This window comes from Lentzea sp. NBC_00516 (assembly GCF_036346835.1).
Taxonomy (GTDB): domain Bacteria; phylum Actinomycetota; class Actinomycetes; order Mycobacteriales; family Pseudonocardiaceae; genus Lentzea; species Lentzea sokolovensis.
In genome coordinates this window covers 7,495,081-7,510,856 of sequence record NZ_CP107840.1, presented here as the reverse complement: position 1 = coordinate 7,510,856, position 15,776 = coordinate 7,495,081, and the positions used below count along the sequence as shown (strand labels likewise).

Annotated in this window: 18 protein-coding genes; 14 read left to right on the top strand and 4 right to left on the bottom strand. The window is 68.5% G+C overall.

Annotated elements, in window-relative coordinates; translation table 11 throughout:
- Positions 1 to 20 precede the first annotated feature (20 nt).
- From OG205_RS46835 to OG205_RS34385, 8 genes are all read left to right on the top strand, one after another.
- Positions 21 to 98: a putative leader peptide gene (locus OG205_RS46835; protein ID WP_360045477.1), complete on the top strand. Its 78-nt coding sequence runs from the start codon at positions 21 to 23 to the stop codon at positions 96 to 98.
- 72 nt (positions 99 to 170) lie between these two features.
- On the top strand, positions 171 to 608 hold the full coding sequence (locus OG205_RS34415; RefSeq protein ID WP_330272085.1) for a DUF4395 domain-containing protein: 438 nt from the start codon (positions 171 to 173) through the stop codon (positions 606 to 608).
- 38 nt (positions 609 to 646) lie between these two features.
- A complete protein-coding gene (locus OG205_RS34410; protein WP_330272084.1) occupies positions 647 to 1,492 on the top strand; it encodes a sulfurtransferase in 846 nt (281 codons plus the stop codon).
- 4 nt (positions 1,493 to 1,496) lie between these two features.
- Entirely contained in the window at positions 1,497 to 1,796 is a 300-nt protein-coding gene (locus OG205_RS34405) for a DUF1416 domain-containing protein (RefSeq protein WP_093595883.1), read from the top strand.
- Positions 1,797 to 2,782: 986 nt separating this feature from the next.
- The gene (locus OG205_RS34400) at positions 2,783 to 3,394 is read left to right on the top strand and encodes an FABP family protein (RefSeq protein WP_330272083.1); all 612 of its coding nucleotides are present in this window, start codon (positions 2,783 to 2,785) and stop codon (positions 3,392 to 3,394) included.
- A gap of 139 nt (positions 3,395 to 3,533) precedes the next feature.
- Positions 3,534 to 4,121 carry a 5-oxoprolinase subunit PxpB gene (gene pxpB, locus OG205_RS34395; RefSeq protein ID WP_330272082.1) on the top strand — a complete coding sequence of 196 codons (588 nt, stop codon included), beginning with the start codon at positions 3,534 to 3,536 and terminating at the stop codon, positions 4,119 to 4,121.
- Complete coding sequence (locus tag OG205_RS34390; RefSeq protein WP_330272081.1) at positions 4,118 to 4,969, top strand: biotin-dependent carboxyltransferase family protein; 852 nt, start codon at positions 4,118 to 4,120, stop codon at positions 4,967 to 4,969. The genes pxpB and OG205_RS34390 overlap by 4 nt, the downstream gene beginning before the upstream one ends.
- 84 nt (positions 4,970 to 5,053) lie before the next feature.
- The gene (locus OG205_RS34385) at positions 5,054 to 7,588 is read left to right on the top strand and encodes a glycosyl hydrolase family 18 protein (protein WP_330272080.1); all 2,535 of its coding nucleotides are present in this window, start codon (positions 5,054 to 5,056) and stop codon (positions 7,586 to 7,588) included.
- Between the two features lies 1 nt (position 7,589).
- Here the strand turns inward: OG205_RS34385 and OG205_RS34380 are convergent, their stop codons facing one another.
- Positions 7,590 to 8,432 (bottom strand): aminodeoxychorismate lyase, encoded by an 843-nt coding sequence (locus tag OG205_RS34380; protein WP_330272079.1) that lies wholly within the window; start codon positions 8,430 to 8,432, stop codon positions 7,590 to 7,592.
- 71 nt (positions 8,433 to 8,503) lie between these two features.
- Between OG205_RS34380 and OG205_RS34375 the strand changes: the two genes are divergently transcribed.
- Genes OG205_RS34375 through OG205_RS34355 form a run of 5 tightly spaced genes read left to right on the top strand, consistent with a single transcriptional unit; the run spans position 8,504 to position 12,649 of the window.
- Positions 8,504 to 8,893 (top strand): Fur family transcriptional regulator, encoded by a 390-nt coding sequence (locus tag OG205_RS34375; RefSeq protein WP_189157542.1) that lies wholly within the window; start codon positions 8,504 to 8,506, stop codon positions 8,891 to 8,893.
- A complete protein-coding gene (ygfZ, locus tag OG205_RS34370) occupies positions 8,890 to 9,951 on the top strand; it encodes a CAF17-like 4Fe-4S cluster assembly/insertion protein YgfZ (protein WP_330272078.1) in 1,062 nt (353 codons plus the stop codon). The genes OG205_RS34375 and ygfZ overlap by 4 nt, the downstream gene beginning before the upstream one ends.
- Before the next feature lie 18 nt (positions 9,952 to 9,969).
- Positions 9,970 to 10,794, top strand: coding sequence for a 3-keto-5-aminohexanoate cleavage protein (locus OG205_RS34365; RefSeq protein ID WP_330272077.1), 825 nt, complete (start codon positions 9,970 to 9,972; stop codon positions 10,792 to 10,794).
- A 60-nt stretch (positions 10,795 to 10,854) separates the two neighbouring features.
- Complete coding sequence (locus OG205_RS34360; protein ID WP_093595856.1) at positions 10,855 to 11,424, top strand: RsiG family protein; 570 nt, start codon at positions 10,855 to 10,857, stop codon at positions 11,422 to 11,424.
- A gap of 43 nt (positions 11,425 to 11,467) precedes the next feature.
- On the top strand, positions 11,468 to 12,649 hold the full coding sequence (locus tag OG205_RS34355; protein ID WP_330272076.1) for an MFS transporter: 1,182 nt from the start codon (positions 11,468 to 11,470) through the stop codon (positions 12,647 to 12,649).
- Here OG205_RS34355 and OG205_RS34350 read toward each other — a convergent pair.
- Positions 12,592 to 13,452 carry a hypothetical protein gene (locus OG205_RS34350; protein WP_330272075.1) on the bottom strand — a complete coding sequence of 287 codons (861 nt, stop codon included), beginning with the start codon at positions 13,450 to 13,452 and terminating at the stop codon, positions 12,592 to 12,594. The genes OG205_RS34355 and OG205_RS34350 overlap by 58 nt on opposite strands.
- A 173-nt stretch (positions 13,453 to 13,625) precedes the next feature.
- Between OG205_RS34350 and OG205_RS34345 the strand changes: the two genes are divergently transcribed.
- Positions 13,626 to 13,814, top strand: coding sequence for a DUF3073 domain-containing protein (locus OG205_RS34345; protein WP_330272074.1), 189 nt, complete (start codon positions 13,626 to 13,628; stop codon positions 13,812 to 13,814).
- Positions 13,815 to 13,887: 73 nt separating this feature from the next.
- On the opposite strand, the gene OG205_RS34340 is transcribed toward OG205_RS34345, so the two are convergent.
- Together OG205_RS34340 and OG205_RS34335 are read right to left on the bottom strand one after the other, a co-directional pair.
- Positions 13,888 to 14,883: an NADH:flavin oxidoreductase/NADH oxidase gene (locus OG205_RS34340; protein ID WP_330272073.1), complete on the bottom strand. Its 996-nt coding sequence runs from the start codon at positions 14,881 to 14,883 to the stop codon at positions 13,888 to 13,890.
- Between the two features lie 83 nt (positions 14,884 to 14,966).
- The gene (locus OG205_RS34335; protein WP_330272072.1) at positions 14,967 to 15,761 is read right to left on the bottom strand and encodes a pentapeptide repeat-containing protein; all 795 of its coding nucleotides are present in this window, start codon (positions 15,759 to 15,761) and stop codon (positions 14,967 to 14,969) included.
- Positions 15,762 to 15,776: the final 15 nt, after the last annotated feature.

Here is a 15,776-nt window from a genome sequence, read left to right as displayed (position 1 = left end):
TGAGGGCTACCCTCGCTGGCATGACCTTGCTGCTCACGAAGCGACGCGCGGTTGACCTGTGCCGCACGCGCAGCAGCCTGTGTCGCACGACGAGCTGAACCGGGCTGCTTGACGCCCATCAGCTACCTCTGCCGGACTGAATGCCCTCGTCCGTTTGCCCGGAGGTCGTCGTGCCCAAAGACCGCCCTGTTGACCCGCGCGGACCGCGCTTCTCCGCCTGGATGACGACCGTCATCCTCGCGATCGTGTTGCTCACCGGCTGGTGGCGTCTCCTCGCCGCGCAGACGGTGCTCTTCGCGATGTGCGCGTTCATCTCACTGAAGTTGAACCCGTGGGGACACGTCTACCGCTACGCGATCCAGCCTCGCCTGACCCCGACCACCGAACGCGAGGAAGCCGCCCCGCTGCGGTTCGCGCAAGGTGTCGGCTTCGTCTTCGCCCTGATCGGCACCCTCGGTTACGCCACGGGCCTCACCACGCTCGGCATGGTCGCAACCGGCTTCGCACTGGTGGCAGCACTGCTCAACGCGGCGCTGGGCCTGTGCCTCGGGTGCGAGATGTACCTGGTGCTGCGCCGGTACGTACCAGCCTTCGCTCGTCCGCAATAACGACACGCACACGCACTAAAACACAGGAGCAACTTCCCATGAGCCGTGAGAACGTGCTGGTCTCGGCCGCCTGGTCCGAGGAAAACCTCCAGGCGCCCGGCGTCGTGTTCGCGGAGGTCGACGAGGACACCACCGCGTACGACGGCGGACACATCCCCGGAGCCGTCAAGATCGACTGGAAGACCGACCTCCAGGACCCGGTCCGCCGCGACTTCGTCGACCGCGAGGGCTTCGAGAAGCTGCTCTCGGCCAAGGGCATCTCCAACGACGACACCGTCGTCCTCTACGGCGGCAACAACAACTGGTTCGCGGCCTACGCGTACTGGTACTTCAAGCTCTACGGCCACACCAACGTCAAGCTCCTCGACGGCGGCCGCAAGAAGTGGGAACTCGACGGCCGCCCCCTGGACAAGGAGGAGGTCACCCGCTCCGAGACGTCGTACAAGGCGCAGGAGCAGGACCTCTCGATCCGCGCCTTCCGCGACGAGGTCGTCGACTCGATCGGCAACAAGAACCTCGTCGACGTGCGCTCCCCCGACGAGTTCTCCGGCAAGCTCCTCGCCCCGGCCCACCTCCCGCAGGAGCAGGCCCAGCGCGGCGGCCACATCCCGTCCGCGGTGAACGTCCCGTGGTCCAAGGCGGCCAACGAGGACGGCACCTTCAAGTCCGACGACGAGCTCCGCGAGCTCTACGCCGAGGCGGGCTTCGACGGCAGCCGCAAGACCATCGCCTACTGCCGCATCGGCGAGCGCTCCTCGCACACCTGGTTCGCCCTGCGCGAACTGCTCGGCCACGAAGACGTCAAGAACTACGACGGTTCTTGGACGGAGTACGGCTCGCTGATCGGCGTGCCGATCGAGCTCGGTTCCGGCAAGGAGGCCTGATCTCATGACCAACGGCTGCGGCGCCCCTGCTCAGGGCGGCACGATCGACGCTTCAACGACGGAAACCGTCCTAGAAGGCAAGGTCCTCTCCGAGGGCACCCCGGTAGGCGGCGCCTTCGTCCGCCTGCTCGACTCGACCGGCGAGTTCACCGCCGAGGTGGTCACCTCCCCGGAGGGCGACTTCCGCTTCTTCGCGGCACCGGGCAGCTGGACCGTCCGCGCACTGCACCGCACCGGCAACGGCCAGGCGGCCGTGTCGGCCTCCGGTCCGGGCGTGCACGCGGTGGAGATCGCGGTCGCCTAGTACAGGCAAGACCTGATTGGTACGACGAGGGCCCCGGCGGTTTCACACCGCCGGGGCCTTCCACGTCTTGGCGCACGCTCACGGTCTTGGCGCACGCTCACGCAGGGGTCCCCTTGGATTTGGAGTCCCCCGCGACCCAACCTAGCGACGGGGTCTGACACTCCCGCGAAGCCGAAGCCGAAGCCGAAGCCGAAGCCGGGGCCGGTGGCGGGGCGGGGCCGAAGCCAGGGCTGGGGCCGGAGGCAGAGGGAAAGCGGAGGTGGAGGGAAGGCAGGCGGGGCGAAGGCGGCGGGGCAGGGAAGGTGCGGGCGGACAGCCCGAGCGCGCGGTCATGGCAAACGCCCGATCGCCCGCGAAGCCGGAGGCGAGCTGTCTGAGCGCGCGGTAATGGCAAGCACCTGATCGCATGCGATGCCGGAGGCGAGCCGTTCTTACCGTGCGGTCTGGGTGGGGTGGCTTCGTCACGAGTCGTGCCACAGCTCTTGCTGCATCAGGGAAGGGGTGTCAAACGGACACGCTTTTCGTCCGTTTGACACCCCTTCCCTGATGTGGCCCGCTCTTGGCTCGACTCGTGACGAAGCCACCCCACCAACGCAACCACCTACGCAACGCAACTCCGCCCAAAGCAACAGGCGTGCCATCAACCTGCCGGTGGCGTAGACCCCGGCTTTTGATCAGATTGGCGGGGTCTGGGGCGGAGCCCCAGGAATCAGCCGCCACACCAGCACGCAAGGTGACCACCTACGGACAACGAACCGCCAGCCGCCAACGGCACAGGGGGACGACCCACGCAACCCACGCGCACGCCGAAGGCGGGGCAGAGCCCGCACCCCCGGTGTCCTCCACCACCACAACCCTGCACGTCCCAACCAGGGAGATATCCTCTCCACCGTGGAACACATCTTCACCGGACTCCTGGTGCTAGTGACGATCGCCGTAATGTGGTTCGGCGGCTACGTCGTCTACCGCCTCTACTCCGACAAGCGATGACCAGCGGCGACGAGGCCATCCGCCTGGCCGAGGAACGAGCGGCGGCCACGAAGCAGCGCAACCTCCCCCAGTTCACCGACATGCCGATCCCGGCAGACACGGCGAACCTGCGAGAAGGCGCTGACCTGAACGACGCTCTTCTGGGCGTCCTCCCGCTCGTAGGCGTCTGGCGAGGCGAAGGCGAGATCGTCTACCCGACGATCGACGGCCCGTTCCGCTTCGGCCAGCAGATCACCTTCGCCCACGACGGCCGTCCGTTCCTCGTCTACGAGGCGCGGTCGTGGCTGCTCAACGAGGCGGGCGAGGTCATCCGGCCGGCGGCCAGGGAGCAGGGTTTCTGGCGCCCGCAGGAAGACGACACGATCGAGCTCCTGCTGACGCACAACACGGGCATCGTGGAGCTGTACTACGGCAAGGTGCGCACGCAGACGTCCTGGGAGTTCGAGACGGACGCGATCATCCGCTCCGCCACGGCCAAGGAGGTCAAGGGCGCGCAGCGGCTGTACGGCGTGGTGAACGGCGACCTCGCGTACGTCGAGGAGCGCGCCATGATGGGCCAGGAGATGCAGCCGCACGCGTCGGCGCACCTCAAGCGCATCGTCGGCTGACTGGATTGTTGAACGATCCGACGCGAGGATCGTCGGATCGTTCAACAATCCGGCCACCACACGGCTGGATTGCCGGATTGTTGAACGATTCGCGTGTCGGATTGTTCAACAATCCCACGATTCCCCGTAACATGGGTGCATGCTTCTGCGGCGCTGCGGAACCGACGCGCTCCTGGTCGAGGTCGACTCACTGAGCGAGGTCGCGGCCGTCCGCGCCGCCCTCGAGCGACTCGACGGCATCGAGGAACTCGTCCCAGCCGCTCGAACGGTGCTGGTCAAGGGCGCGCTGCACCAGGTCAGGGACGCACTGAAGACCATCGACCTGACCAAGGCCCCCGCGACGCACCCGCGCGAGATCACCATCCCCGTCAGCTACGACGGACCGGACCTCGACCTCGTCGCCGAGACGGTCGGCATCACCCCGGCCGAGGTGGTCAAGCTCCACACCGAGGCCACCTACGAGGTCGCGTTCTGCGGCTTCGCACCGGGCTTCGCCTACCTCACCGGCCTTCCGCAGAACCTCCAGCAGCCCAGGCTCGACTCCCCGCGCACGAAGGTCCCGCAGGGCTCGGTCGGCATCGCGGGCGAGTTCACCGCCGCCTATCCGAGGCCGACACCGGGCGGCTGGCGACTGATCGGCCGCACCGAGATCACGCTGTTCGACGCCAAGGCCGAGACCCCCGCACTGATGCAGCCGGGCGACCAGGTCAGGTTCGTGGTCGCATGAGCCGCAGCGTCACGATCATCAGAACCGGCCCGCAGGCGCTGATCCAGGACCTCGGAAGACCCGGGAACGCGCACCTGGGCGTGCCTCCGTCGGGCGCACTGGACCAGGACTCCCTGAAGCTCGCCAACCGCCTCGTCGGCAACCCCGAGGACGCGGCCGGGCTGGAACTCCTGCTCGGCGGCCTCGCGCTCAAGGCGAACACGAGCTGCACGATCGCCGTCACCGGGCCGTCCACCGAACTCGAGGTCGACGGCAGGCTCGCCGACTCCCACCAGCCGATCCACCTCAAACCCGGCCAAACGCTGGAGATCGGCACCCCGCAAACCGGTCTGCGCAGCTATCTCGCCCTCTCCGGCGGCATCCAGGTGCCGGAGGAACTCGGCAGCCGGTCGACCGACCTGCTCTCCGGAATCGGTCCAGATCCGTTGCGGGACAACGACGTCCTGCATCTTGGGACGCCGAACACACCCAACGGCGCCGATGTCGTGCCACCCGTCCAGGCGCTGCAAACGTTGGTCATCCCGATCCGGCTCGGGCCGCGCGACGACTGGTTCGACCAGGCGGAAACCCAGTTGCGGCAAGGGTCCTGGACGGTGTCTGACCGCAGCAACCGGGTCGGCGCGCGACTGCAGGGCACGGCACTGAATCGTCGTGACGGGGAGATTCCCAGCGAGGGAATGATCACCGGCGCGGTTCAGGTGCCGCCGGACGGGCAGCCCGTGGTCTTCCTCAACGATCATCCGACGACGGGCGGCTACCCCGTCATCGGCGTGGTGGACAACGATTACCTGCGTTTTCTCGGGCAGACGCGGCCGGGCACGAAGGTCAGGTTCCGTCCGATCGACTGAGGATCACGCCGTTGACGGAAGTGGTCCAGACCAAATACCGTAACTCCCAGCCGCCGCGGAATCTCTACCAAACTGGAGTTCCGCATGCGCCGGATCCCTGCCCTCCTAGCAGTTCTGATAGCTGCACTAGCCCTGGCGGTCCCTGCGAACGCCGCCACGGGCGTCACCGCGACCTTCTCCCGCACCGGTACGACCGGCAAGTTCGTGGTCGCCAACGCGAGCACGGCCGCGCTCAACGGATGGTCGGTCAAGTTCGACCTGCCCGCCGGTGTCACGGCGAGCAGCCCCCAGAACGCGACGATCACCCAGAACGGCACGAGAGTGACGCTCACTCCGGCCTTCTACATCAACAACCTGCCCGCCGGACGCAACACCGAGCCGTACAGCCCGACGTTCACGCTGAGCGCCGCAGCCGACCCGACCGCCTGCACGATCAACAACATGGCGTGCGACGGCAGCGGCACCGCACCACCGGCGCCGACCGGGCTGACGGCCGAGTACTCGGTGGCCGGTGGCGCGGCGAAGTTCGTGGTCCGCAACCACTCCGCCGCCGCGGTCTCCGACTGGTCGATCTCCTTCACGCTCCCCAACGGCGTGACGGCGAGCAACGGCCAGAACGGCACCGTCGCCCAGAACGGCAACCAGGTCACGATCACCCCTGCGCACTACAACAAGACCATCAACGCAGGCGCGAGCACAGAGCCGTACAGCCCGGCGTTCTCGATCAGCCAGAACGTCGACCCGGTGACGTGCCGGATCAACAACGCGAACTGCGACGGCAGCGCCGACACTCCGCCAAGCACGCCAACAGGTCTCGCCGCACCGACGAAGACCACGCGCACGGTGACGCTGCAGTGGAACGCCGCCACGCCGGGTTCGCTGCCGATCGCCGGCTACGACGTCTACAACGGCTCCGCGCCGGCCGGCAGCTCCACCACGACGTCCACGATCATCACCGGCCTGACCCCGAACACCGCGTACTCCTTCACGGTGCGGGCCAAGGACACCAAGGGAACGCAAAGCGCCCCGAGCGCCGCGCTGAGCGTCACCACCAACAACCCCGCCAATGACACCACGCCCCCGACCGCGCCGGGCAACCTGCGTTCGACGGCGAAGGACGCGGGCAGTGTCACGCTGGCTTGGAACGCCTCCACGGACAACAGCGGGGTCGCGAACTACGACGTCTACGTGGGCTCGGCCGTGAAGCAGACGGTCTCCGGCACCACAGCGGTCGTCAGCGGCCTCTCGCCGTCCACGGACTACACCTTCACCGTCAAAGCACGGGACCTCTACGACAACGTGTCCGCGGCGAGCAACGCGCTGAACGAGCGCACTGGTGACATCGTCGGCGGTTACGCCCGTGTCGGGTACTTCGTGCAGTGGGGCATCTACGGACGCCAGTACTTCGTGAAGGACATGGACGCCGCGAAGATGACGCACGTCAACTACGCGTTCGGCAACATCGACCCGGTCAACCTGACGTGTCTGCACGGCGTCACGAAGGGCACGAGCCCGAACCCGCAGGACCCGAACCAGGGTGACGGCGCCGGCGACGCGGAAGCCGACTACAGCAGGCCGATGAGCGCGTCGCAGTCCGTCGACGGTGTCGCGGACAGTGGCTGGGAACCGTTGCGCGGCAACTACAACCAGCTCAAGAAGCTCAAGGCGAAGCACCCGAACCTCAAGGTGCTGATCTCGCTCGGCGGTTGGACGTACTCCAAGTACTTCTCCGACGTGGCGGCGACGGACGCGGCGCGCAAGAAGTTCGTGTCGTCGTGCATCGACGTCTACCTCAAGGGCAACCTGCCCGTGTACAACGGCGCCGGCGGTACCGGCACCGCGGCGGGCATCTTCGACGGCTTCGACCTCGACTGGGAGTGGCCGGGCGCGGAAGGCCACGCGGGCAACCACTTCGGCCCGCAGGACAAGGTCAACAACACCCTGCTGATCGAGGAGTTCCGCCGGCAGATGGACGCGTACAGCACCACCACGGGCAAGCGCTACCAGCTCACTGCGTTCACCCCGGCCGACCCCGGCAAGATCGCGGCGGGCTGGGAGCTCGGGCGGGTCGCGCAGTCGATGGACATCTTCAACGTCCAGGGCTACGACTTCCACGGCTCCGGCAGCGACAACTCGTGGGAGCCGAACCGGACCGGCCACCAGGGCAACCTCTACCCGGACCCGGACGACCCCTACACGACCAAGTTCAGCGTAGAGAGCACCGTCCAGGCCTACCTCGACGCAGGGGTGCCGTCCCGCAAGATCACGCTCGGGCTCGCGTTCTACGGCCGCGGCTGGCAGAACGTGGCCAACGGCGGCAAGAACGGCGAGTGGCAGACCGCGGGTGGTGCGGCGCCGGGGCAGTTCCCGGAGGAGTCGGGCACGCGCGGGTACGCCAACCTGATCGCGTCCGTGCCGAACTGCACCGTCTTCCACGACGAGGTGTCCGTGGCGACGTCCTGCTACACCGGCAACCAGTGGTGGACCTTCGACGACGCCTGGTCGATCCAGAAGAAGACCGCGTGGCTCAAGTCGAAGAACCTGCTGGGCGCGATGTTCTGGGAGATGTCCGGTGACCGCGGCCCGTTGATGGCCGCGGTCGACGCCGGACTCAGGTAACTCAGTACTCGGACTCGTACAGGCCCTGCAGTTCGGTCAGCAGGGCCGCCGAGTCGGGCAGCTGCTTGCCGTCCAGCACGTTCACCCGCGTGATCTTGCGGACGCTGGACGCGAGGAACACGCCCTCGGCGTCGTAGAGCTCGCCGGTCTGGATCGGCTCCACGAGCACGGTCCAGCCGGCGCGCTCGGCGGCGCGGAACAGCGCGTACTGCGTGGTGCCAGGCAGGATGCCGAGCTTCGACGGCGGCGTGACCAGGGTCCTGCCGCGCACCAGGATCAGCGTCGAGGTCGGGCCTTCGAGCACCGAGCCGTCCGACGTGGTGAAGACGACCTCGGCGGCACCGCGGCGCTCGGCCTCGCGCAGCGCGGCCATGTTGATCGCGTACGACAGCGACTTCGCGCCCAGCAGCAGCCACGGCGCGCGGTCGGCGAGGTCCGCGTCGATGCCGCGGTCCAAGGTCACCGCGGACAGGCCCTCGGCGCGCTGCTTGAGCACCTTCGCGCCGATCTCCATGCCGAGCGCGAAACCGGTGGGCGCGCCGTCACCGCCCTCGACGCCGCGGGTGTAGACGAGCTTGAGGGCGAACTCCTTGCCACCGGCCCAGTTGCCGATGACGAGGTCGACCGCGCGCTCGAACTCCGCTCGCGGAGGGGGCTGCATGTCGAGCATGGCCGCGGACCGGTCGAGCCGGTCCAGGTGCGGCGTGAGTTCGCGGGGTTTCCCGTCGACCACGAGGATCGTTTCGAACACACCGTCACCGCGCATGAGTCCGAGGTCCTCGACGCGGATCTGCGGCGAGTCGGGGTCAGCGAGGGTTCCGTCGAGCAGTGCCAGCACGCGCATGGAACGAGCCTACTAACATCAGTGATGTGGAGACCGCAAGAGGGCTGCGCAAAACCCTGCACGACCGCGGCATGAGGATGACGCCGCAGCGTCAGCTCGTGCTGGACGCGGTCAGGTCGCTCGAACACGCGACGCCGGAGCAGATCTGTCAGCGCGTCCAGGAGACGGCGCCGACGGTCAACATCACGACGATCTACCGCACGCTCGACCTGCTCGACCGGCTCGGGCTGGTGCGGCACACGCACCTGGGTCACGGCGCCCCGAGCTACTCGGTCGACGACCACCAGCACGTTCACCTGGTGTGCCACGTCTGCGGCTCGATCCAGGAAATCCCGTGTGAGCTTCTCGACCCGCTGGTCGGAACATTGCGGGAGCGCGACGGGTTCGAACTTGATGCAAGCCATCTCGCGCTGTCCGGCACGTGCCGAGACTGTTTGAAGCAGGAGCAGGAGACCGAGTGACCCTCCCCGGAGCCGTCCCGCCGCCCGACGATTCCACCGATGCCGGCGTGGCCTGGCACTACGGAGACCCGTTCGCCGAGCAACGCTCCGCGGCCCGTTCCGTCGTGGTCGTGGACCGCTCCAACCGCGGTGTGATCGCGATCCCCGGCGAGGACCGGCTCACGTGGCTGCACCAGCTGACGAGCCAGCACTTCGAGCAGCTGGGCGAGGGCGCGGCCACCGAGGCGCTGATCCTCGACGCCCAGGGCCGCCTGGAGCACCACATGGTCGTCGCGAACGTCGGCGGCACGGTGTTCCTCGACGTCGAGAAGGTCGACGACCTGCTGGCGTACCTGAAGAAGATGGTCTTCTGGTCCAAGGTGGAGCCGCGCGACGCCACCGAGGAGTTCGCGTTGCTGACGCTCGTCGGCCCGGACACGCACGCACTCCTGGAGAAGCTGGGCATCCCGGTGCCGGCGGACGTGGACGCTCTCGGCGAGGGTTTCGTGCGCAGGACGTCGTGGCCCGGCCAGAACGCGGTCGAACTGCTGGTCCCGCGGGCAGAGCGCGCGGACTGGTGGCAGCGCATCACGGACGCGGGCGCGCGCCCGGCCGGCAGCTACGCGTTCGAGGCGCTGCGGGTCGAGTCGCTGCGGGCCCGCCAGGGCGTCGACACCGACGAGCGCACGATCCCGCACGAGGTCGGCCTGATCGACCCTGCCGTGCACCTGAGCAAGGGGTGCTACCGCGGCCAGGAGACGGTCGCGAAGGTCCACAACGTGGGACGCCCGCCCAGGCGAATGCTCCTACTCCACCTGGATGGTTCTGCCGACGCCCAGCCGGAGACCGGTGACCCGGTGACGCTGGACGGGCGCGTGGTCGGCCGGGTGGGCACCGTGACCCTGCACCACGAGCTCGGCGCGATCGCGTTGGCGCTGGTCAAGCGGTCTGTGCCGGTCGAGGCCGAGCTCATCGCCGGCGCCCCCGAACGGGAGGTTCCGGCACGAATCGACCCCGACTCGGTGCCCGCGGACACGCCCGGTCTGGGCCGGGAAGCTGTTCGCAACCTGCGGGGATGACCCCCTAGAGTCGCGCCTATGTCCCTGGGCACGCTGATCACTGTCGCTCCCACCGGAGCGGAGCACGCGAAAGCCGACGTCCCGCAGCTTCCGGTGACCCTGGAAGAGCTGGTCTCGACGGCGCAGACGTGTGAACAGGTCGGCGCGGCGATGATCCACGTCCACATCCGTGGCGAGGACGCGAAGCCGTCGCTGGACCTCGGTCGTCTGAAGACCACCGTCGAGGCGTTGCGCTCTGAAACGAGCCTCGTCGTGCAGCTCTCCACCGGCGGGTCGGTGCACGACCCCGAGTCGGACCGGCTGCGCGTGCTGGAGGCGATGCCGGACTCGGCGTCCTGCACGATGGGCACCGTCAACTTCGGTGACGACGTGTTCATGAACCGCTGGGAGTTCATCGTCTCCCTGCACAAGGGCATGCAGGAACGCTCGATCGTGCCGGAGTACGAGATCTTCGACATCGGGCAGCTCGCGTCGTTGAAGCGCCTGCTGGACCAGCACGGCCTGCCCGCGGGCGGTCACGTGCACGTCGACTTCGTCATGGGGGTGCCCGGTGGCATGCCCGGTGACGCGGCGACGCTGGTCGCGGCCGTCAACGCTCTGCCGGACGGGGCGACGTTCTCCGCCACCGGCATCGGCCGGACCACCCTGCCCGTGATGTTCACCGCTTTGGGTGCGGGTGGCCACCTCCGAGTGGGTATGGAGGACACCATCAGCTACTCGCGGGGGGTGCCGGTGCGGGACAACGCACAGCTCGTGGCACGTGCCGCAGGTCTCTCCAAGATCGCCCAGCGACCCGCTTTGTCACCTGATGAGGCGCGAAAGCTGCTGGGCGTGCACATTTGAGACAAGTTTGGTGCATGGGATGTGTTGGCGGGTAGGGAGGATCTACCGCAGGATGGACACGTGATCGAGGTGCGTCCTGGCGGGCGCCGCCGAATCGACCGGGTGCTCGCCCCCGACTACACGGAGGGCGTCGAGCAGCGCCCGCTCGTCGAGGTGCGCGAACTTCGCGACGAGGCCGCGCAGGAAGAGACAGATCTGTCCTACCTGCGGCGGTTGTTGCACGCGCGCATCGACATCGTGCGTGCGGAGCAAGAGCGCCGCAGCTCCGGTGGCTCGGCCGTGGTCGAGCAACTGGCCACGATCCTCTCCACGAACGCCGTGGGGCCCGCGACCGGTCTGGGTCGCTATCAGACCCATGAGCCGTCACGTGCTGATGCGCATCAACGGCACGTCGAGGCGCTCATCTCCGACGTGGACCTCTCCGACGTGAGTTCGCTGGCCGACGATCGCCTCGGCGACGTGCTGGAGACGCTCATCTCGGAAGAGGCGTCCGTGTCGGTGCGTCGGCGCGAGGTGCAGGTGGTCGTGGACCGGCTCAACGCCGAGATCGCCGCGCGCTACCAGCGCGGGAGTGCCTCGGTGGACGAGCTGCTGGCCGCCGAGCGCGGACACCACCGTCCCAAGAGGTAAGACGAGCTTTCCACTTTCTGAGCAGTCGACCTAGCGTGCCCTCATGGGGTATCGCTGGGTCGTGCTGTCTGTCGGGGCGTTGGCTCAGGGCACGAACGCGGCCGTGTTCCTCGGCCTGCCCGCGATCAGCCCGCAGCTCCAGCAGCACTTCTCACTGACGTTGCCCCAGGTCGGGCTACTTCTCGGGGCGGTCAACCTGGGCACGATGATCGCTCTCGTGCCGTGGGGAGTCGTCGCGGACCGACGCGGCGAACGCCTCGTGATGACCATCGGTGGCGTGGGTGCCGCCGCGTGCCTGCTCTCCGTGGCGTTGGGCAACGCGTGGATCGCCGGTCTCGCGCTGCTCGGCGCCGGGCTGTTCGGGGCCAGCGTCAACGCGGCCAGCGGCCGGGCGGTGATGTCCTGGTTCAGCCGGGAGTCACGCGGCCTCGCGATGGGCGTCCGGCAGACCGCGACCCCGCTCGGCGCGGCCCTCACTGCGGCCGTCCTGCCAGGGATCGCGATCTCGGCCGGCATCCCCACGGCGTTCGTCGCGCTCGCCGGCGTGACGGCCTTCGTGGCGCTGGCGGTGGCTCTGCTGGTCAGGGAACCGCCCGGCGCGATCCGGGCGAGCACCGAGCACGGGCTGGTGCTCAAGGATCCGAAGCTGCTGCGGCTGTCGCTCGCCAGCGGACTGCTGGTGGTGCCCCAGTTCACCGCCACGGCGCTGCTGGTGCCTCTGCTGCACGGACACCGTGGCATGAGCGTGACGGCGGCCGCGGCCGTCTTCGCCGTCGCCCAGTTGCTCGGCGGGGCCGGACGGCTGGTCGTCGGCGTGTGGTCGGACCGGGCACGCAGCCGGATCGGGCCACTGAAGATCATCTCCGTGGTCACGGCGGGCGGGTTCGTGCTGGTCGCGGCGCTGGACCAGGCGCCGTTGCCGCTGCTGATCGCCGTCCTCGTCCCGACCAGCCTGTTCGCGCTGTGCTGGAACGGGCTGGCGGTCACCGAGGCAGGCGAGCTCGCTCCGGAAGGCCGCAGCGCCACCGCGATCGGCATGCAGAACTCGGCGAACTACCTGAGCGCGGCCGTGACCCCGTTCGTCGCGAGCTTCGTCGCGGTGCACGTGGCCTGGCCTGCGGCGATGCTGCTGGCGGCTCTGGCAGCCGTGGTCGCGCGGGTACTAATTCAGCCGTGGCGTTCTCTGCGGGCCAGCTCGCCCCAGAACTCACGCAGCGTCTCGTAGCGCAGCGCGACCTCCTCGGCGTCGTCCGCTTCGAGGGCGTCCACGATGGCGTTCACGTCGGCCGCGGAGGTGTCCTCCAGCAGGTCCTTGTCCTCCAGCAGCTGCACCAGGCCGCCGTAGTCGAGCTCGACGGCCGAGTGCGGGTGGAAGTGCTCCAGCCAGCGGCCGGTGTCGGAGAGGATCTTGGCGGGCCCGTCCTCACCCAGTGAGCCCTTCACGACCTTGAGCGCCCGCGCGACCCGTCGCCTGGCGTCGGCCATCGCCACGCGCCACGACACCTGCCGTTCCGGATCGTCCTGGGCGCTGGCCAGCACCACGCGGCGCTGGGCGGGGTCGACGAGGGCGAACCACGGCAGCGGGACCGTCCAGGTCGTGGAGATCACGTGGACCGCGCCCGCGGAGAGTTCGGCCATCACGGAGGACGCGCGCGCCCGGACCGTCTCCGGCGAGAGGTTGAGGGCCGCGTCCTGCAGGATCGGCGGCGCGGTGGCCAGGAAGCCCACGAGAGCGGCGGCGGACCTTGCCCGGAGATCAAGGGGACAGACGAGCGGCCCCGGGCCGACACGGGCCGCTTCGGAGGTCGGAACCTCGGCCGGACTGATCGTCATCACGTCGAAGGACTCGCCCGGGAGGAGCTTTTGTCCCAACTGTGATCGCAACCACAGCTCCCGTTCCCGGTCACCTACCTCCGACCGGGGGACAGGGCCCTCTTCCAGGGCTTTTTCGACCTTGGAAGCTAGCGGTGCGTCCAATACCGATAACGGTTCGTACACCCGTAGGTAGGCGACGAACGGTCTGGGCACGTGTGCATCCTTCCACGCGAGGGGGGCCACAAGATTTGGCGGTACGTGTCACGCCTACCGCGTCGCGAGGAACCCCATCGGCACGGTACGGTAGTTACCAGGAATCAGTTGTCGAGACGAGTGGGGCCGCCGTTCCCCCGGCCGCCCCCGTCCCTGTGCGAGGGGGTCGAGCCATGGGGCGCGGCCGAGCTAAGGCCAAGCAGACGAAGGTCGCCAGGGAGCTCAAATACAGCTCTCATGAGACCGACTTCGCTGCGTTGCAGCGCGAGCTGTCAACTGACGAAGGGTTGCCGAACGGGAGTAGTGGTGGCGATGAGCCACACGATGACCCGTACGACGACTACGACGATTACCGTCGCTGAATTCAGCCTTCGGAGTTCAAGGGTTGGGCAACCGGTCACCCCGGTGCCCAGCCCTTGAACTCTGAGGGCTCTTTCAGAACGCCCTGGCGTACTGCTTCGGCGCGTGGATCTCCACACCCAGCTGCTGTGCCGCGTGCAGCGGCCAGTACGGGTCGCGGAGCAGTGCACGCGCGAGAAGGACCAGGTCGGCGGAACCGTCCGTCAGAATCTGTTCGGCCTGCTTCGCTTCGGTGATCAGGCCGACCGCACCCGTGGGCACGTCTGCCTTGCGTCGCACCGCTTCGGCGAGCGGCACCTGGTAGCCGGGCCCGATCGGGATGTCCGCCTGCGCGGTGTTGCCGCCGCTGGACACGTCGATCAGGTCCGCACCCGCGGCCTTGAGCGCCTGTGCCAGCACAACGCTGTCGTCGACGGTCCAGCCGTTGTCGACCCAGTCGGAGCCGCTGATCCTCACGATCACCGGCACCTCCGGGCCGACCGCCGCACGCACCGCAGCCGTGACCTCGACGGCCGGGGCGATGCGTTCCTCGATGCTGCCCTCGTTCGTCAGCGGCGAGTAGAACTCGTGCAGCAGGTAGCCGTGGGCCGCGTGGATCTCCAGGACCTCGAAACCGGCCTCGATCGCCCTGAGCGCGCCGTCGACGAACGCCTTCACGATCCCAGTGTGGTTCTCGAGCTTCTCGGGCGTGTTACCGCCGGGGAACGGCTCTGTCGTGGGCGCCACCGGCACCCAGTCACCGATCGCCTTGCGGCCGGCGTGCGCGAGCTGGATGCCGGGCACCGAGCCGTGCTCCTTGATGAACGCGGTGATCCGCTTCCAGGCCTCGACCTGCTCGTCGTTCCAGATGCCGACGTCCTGCGGCGAGATCCGGCCGCGCGGCTCGACGGCGGTGGCCTCGGCGATGACCAGCCCGGCGCCGCCGACGGCGCGGGAGCCCAGGTGGACGAGATGCCACTCGGTCGGCACGCCGTCTTCCTTCGTCACCGAGTACTGGCACATCGGGCTGACCGCGATGCGGTTGGGCAGGGTGACCGAGCGCAGGGTCAGCGGGGAGAACAGCAAGCTCACGGGAAGCTCCCTCAGAACGTTTCATAGGCTACAAATCGTTCAAGGGGTGAGGGCCGGCGTGTTGTTCCCGGATGTGAGGCATCTCAGTCACTGAACAGCGACGCAGAGACACGGGCGGGAGTGAAGTCGGGCGGCCACAGCGTCCCCCGGTTGACCCTGGCCCCGGTCAGGACGGCCTTGTCCAGGTTGACGGCGCGCATGTCCGCGCCGCGCAGGTCCGCGTCCGTGAGATCGGCGGCGCGGAGGTCGGCGCCTTCGAGGCAGGCGACCCGCAGCGACGCCTCGCGCAGGGAGGCTCCTCGCAGGTCCGCGTCACGAAGGTCCGTGGCGTCGAGGACAGCTCCGTCCAGGCACGCTCCGAGCAACCGGGTGCCGGCGAGGTTCGACCGGCGGAACACCGCTCCCGCGAGCACCTGCTTGCCCAGGTCGGCGCCGCGCAGATCGACGTGGGACAGGTCGACCTGCGCACCGGGCGGCCGGAAGAGGATCGCCAGAGCCGTCTCGACGTCCGGGCTCCTGACGACGGGGCCCGACGGCTCCGCGGCCGTCCAGGGAGATCGCTCGCGCAGGAAGTCCCCGAGGGTGTCGTCCACGAGTTGCCGGCTCTTCGGCGAGTCCTTCGCGATCTGTTCCAGCGTGCCGAGGCCGCCGAGCCTGACCTCGGCCTGGTCACTGCCGAGATGCTCGACGGCGAGCCGGTACCGGTCGACGACCTGGCCGTCCCTGACCTGATACCAGCCCAGCGCACCACCCGCGACGATCAGCACCCCGCCGAGGAGCAGCAGCGACGCCGATCGTGGAGCGGTCTGCGGCAGCACCAGGACGACGCCGAGTGCGACCAGGGCGAACGCGCCGAGCCTGAACATCCGCTTGCTCACGGAGGGTCATCCTCG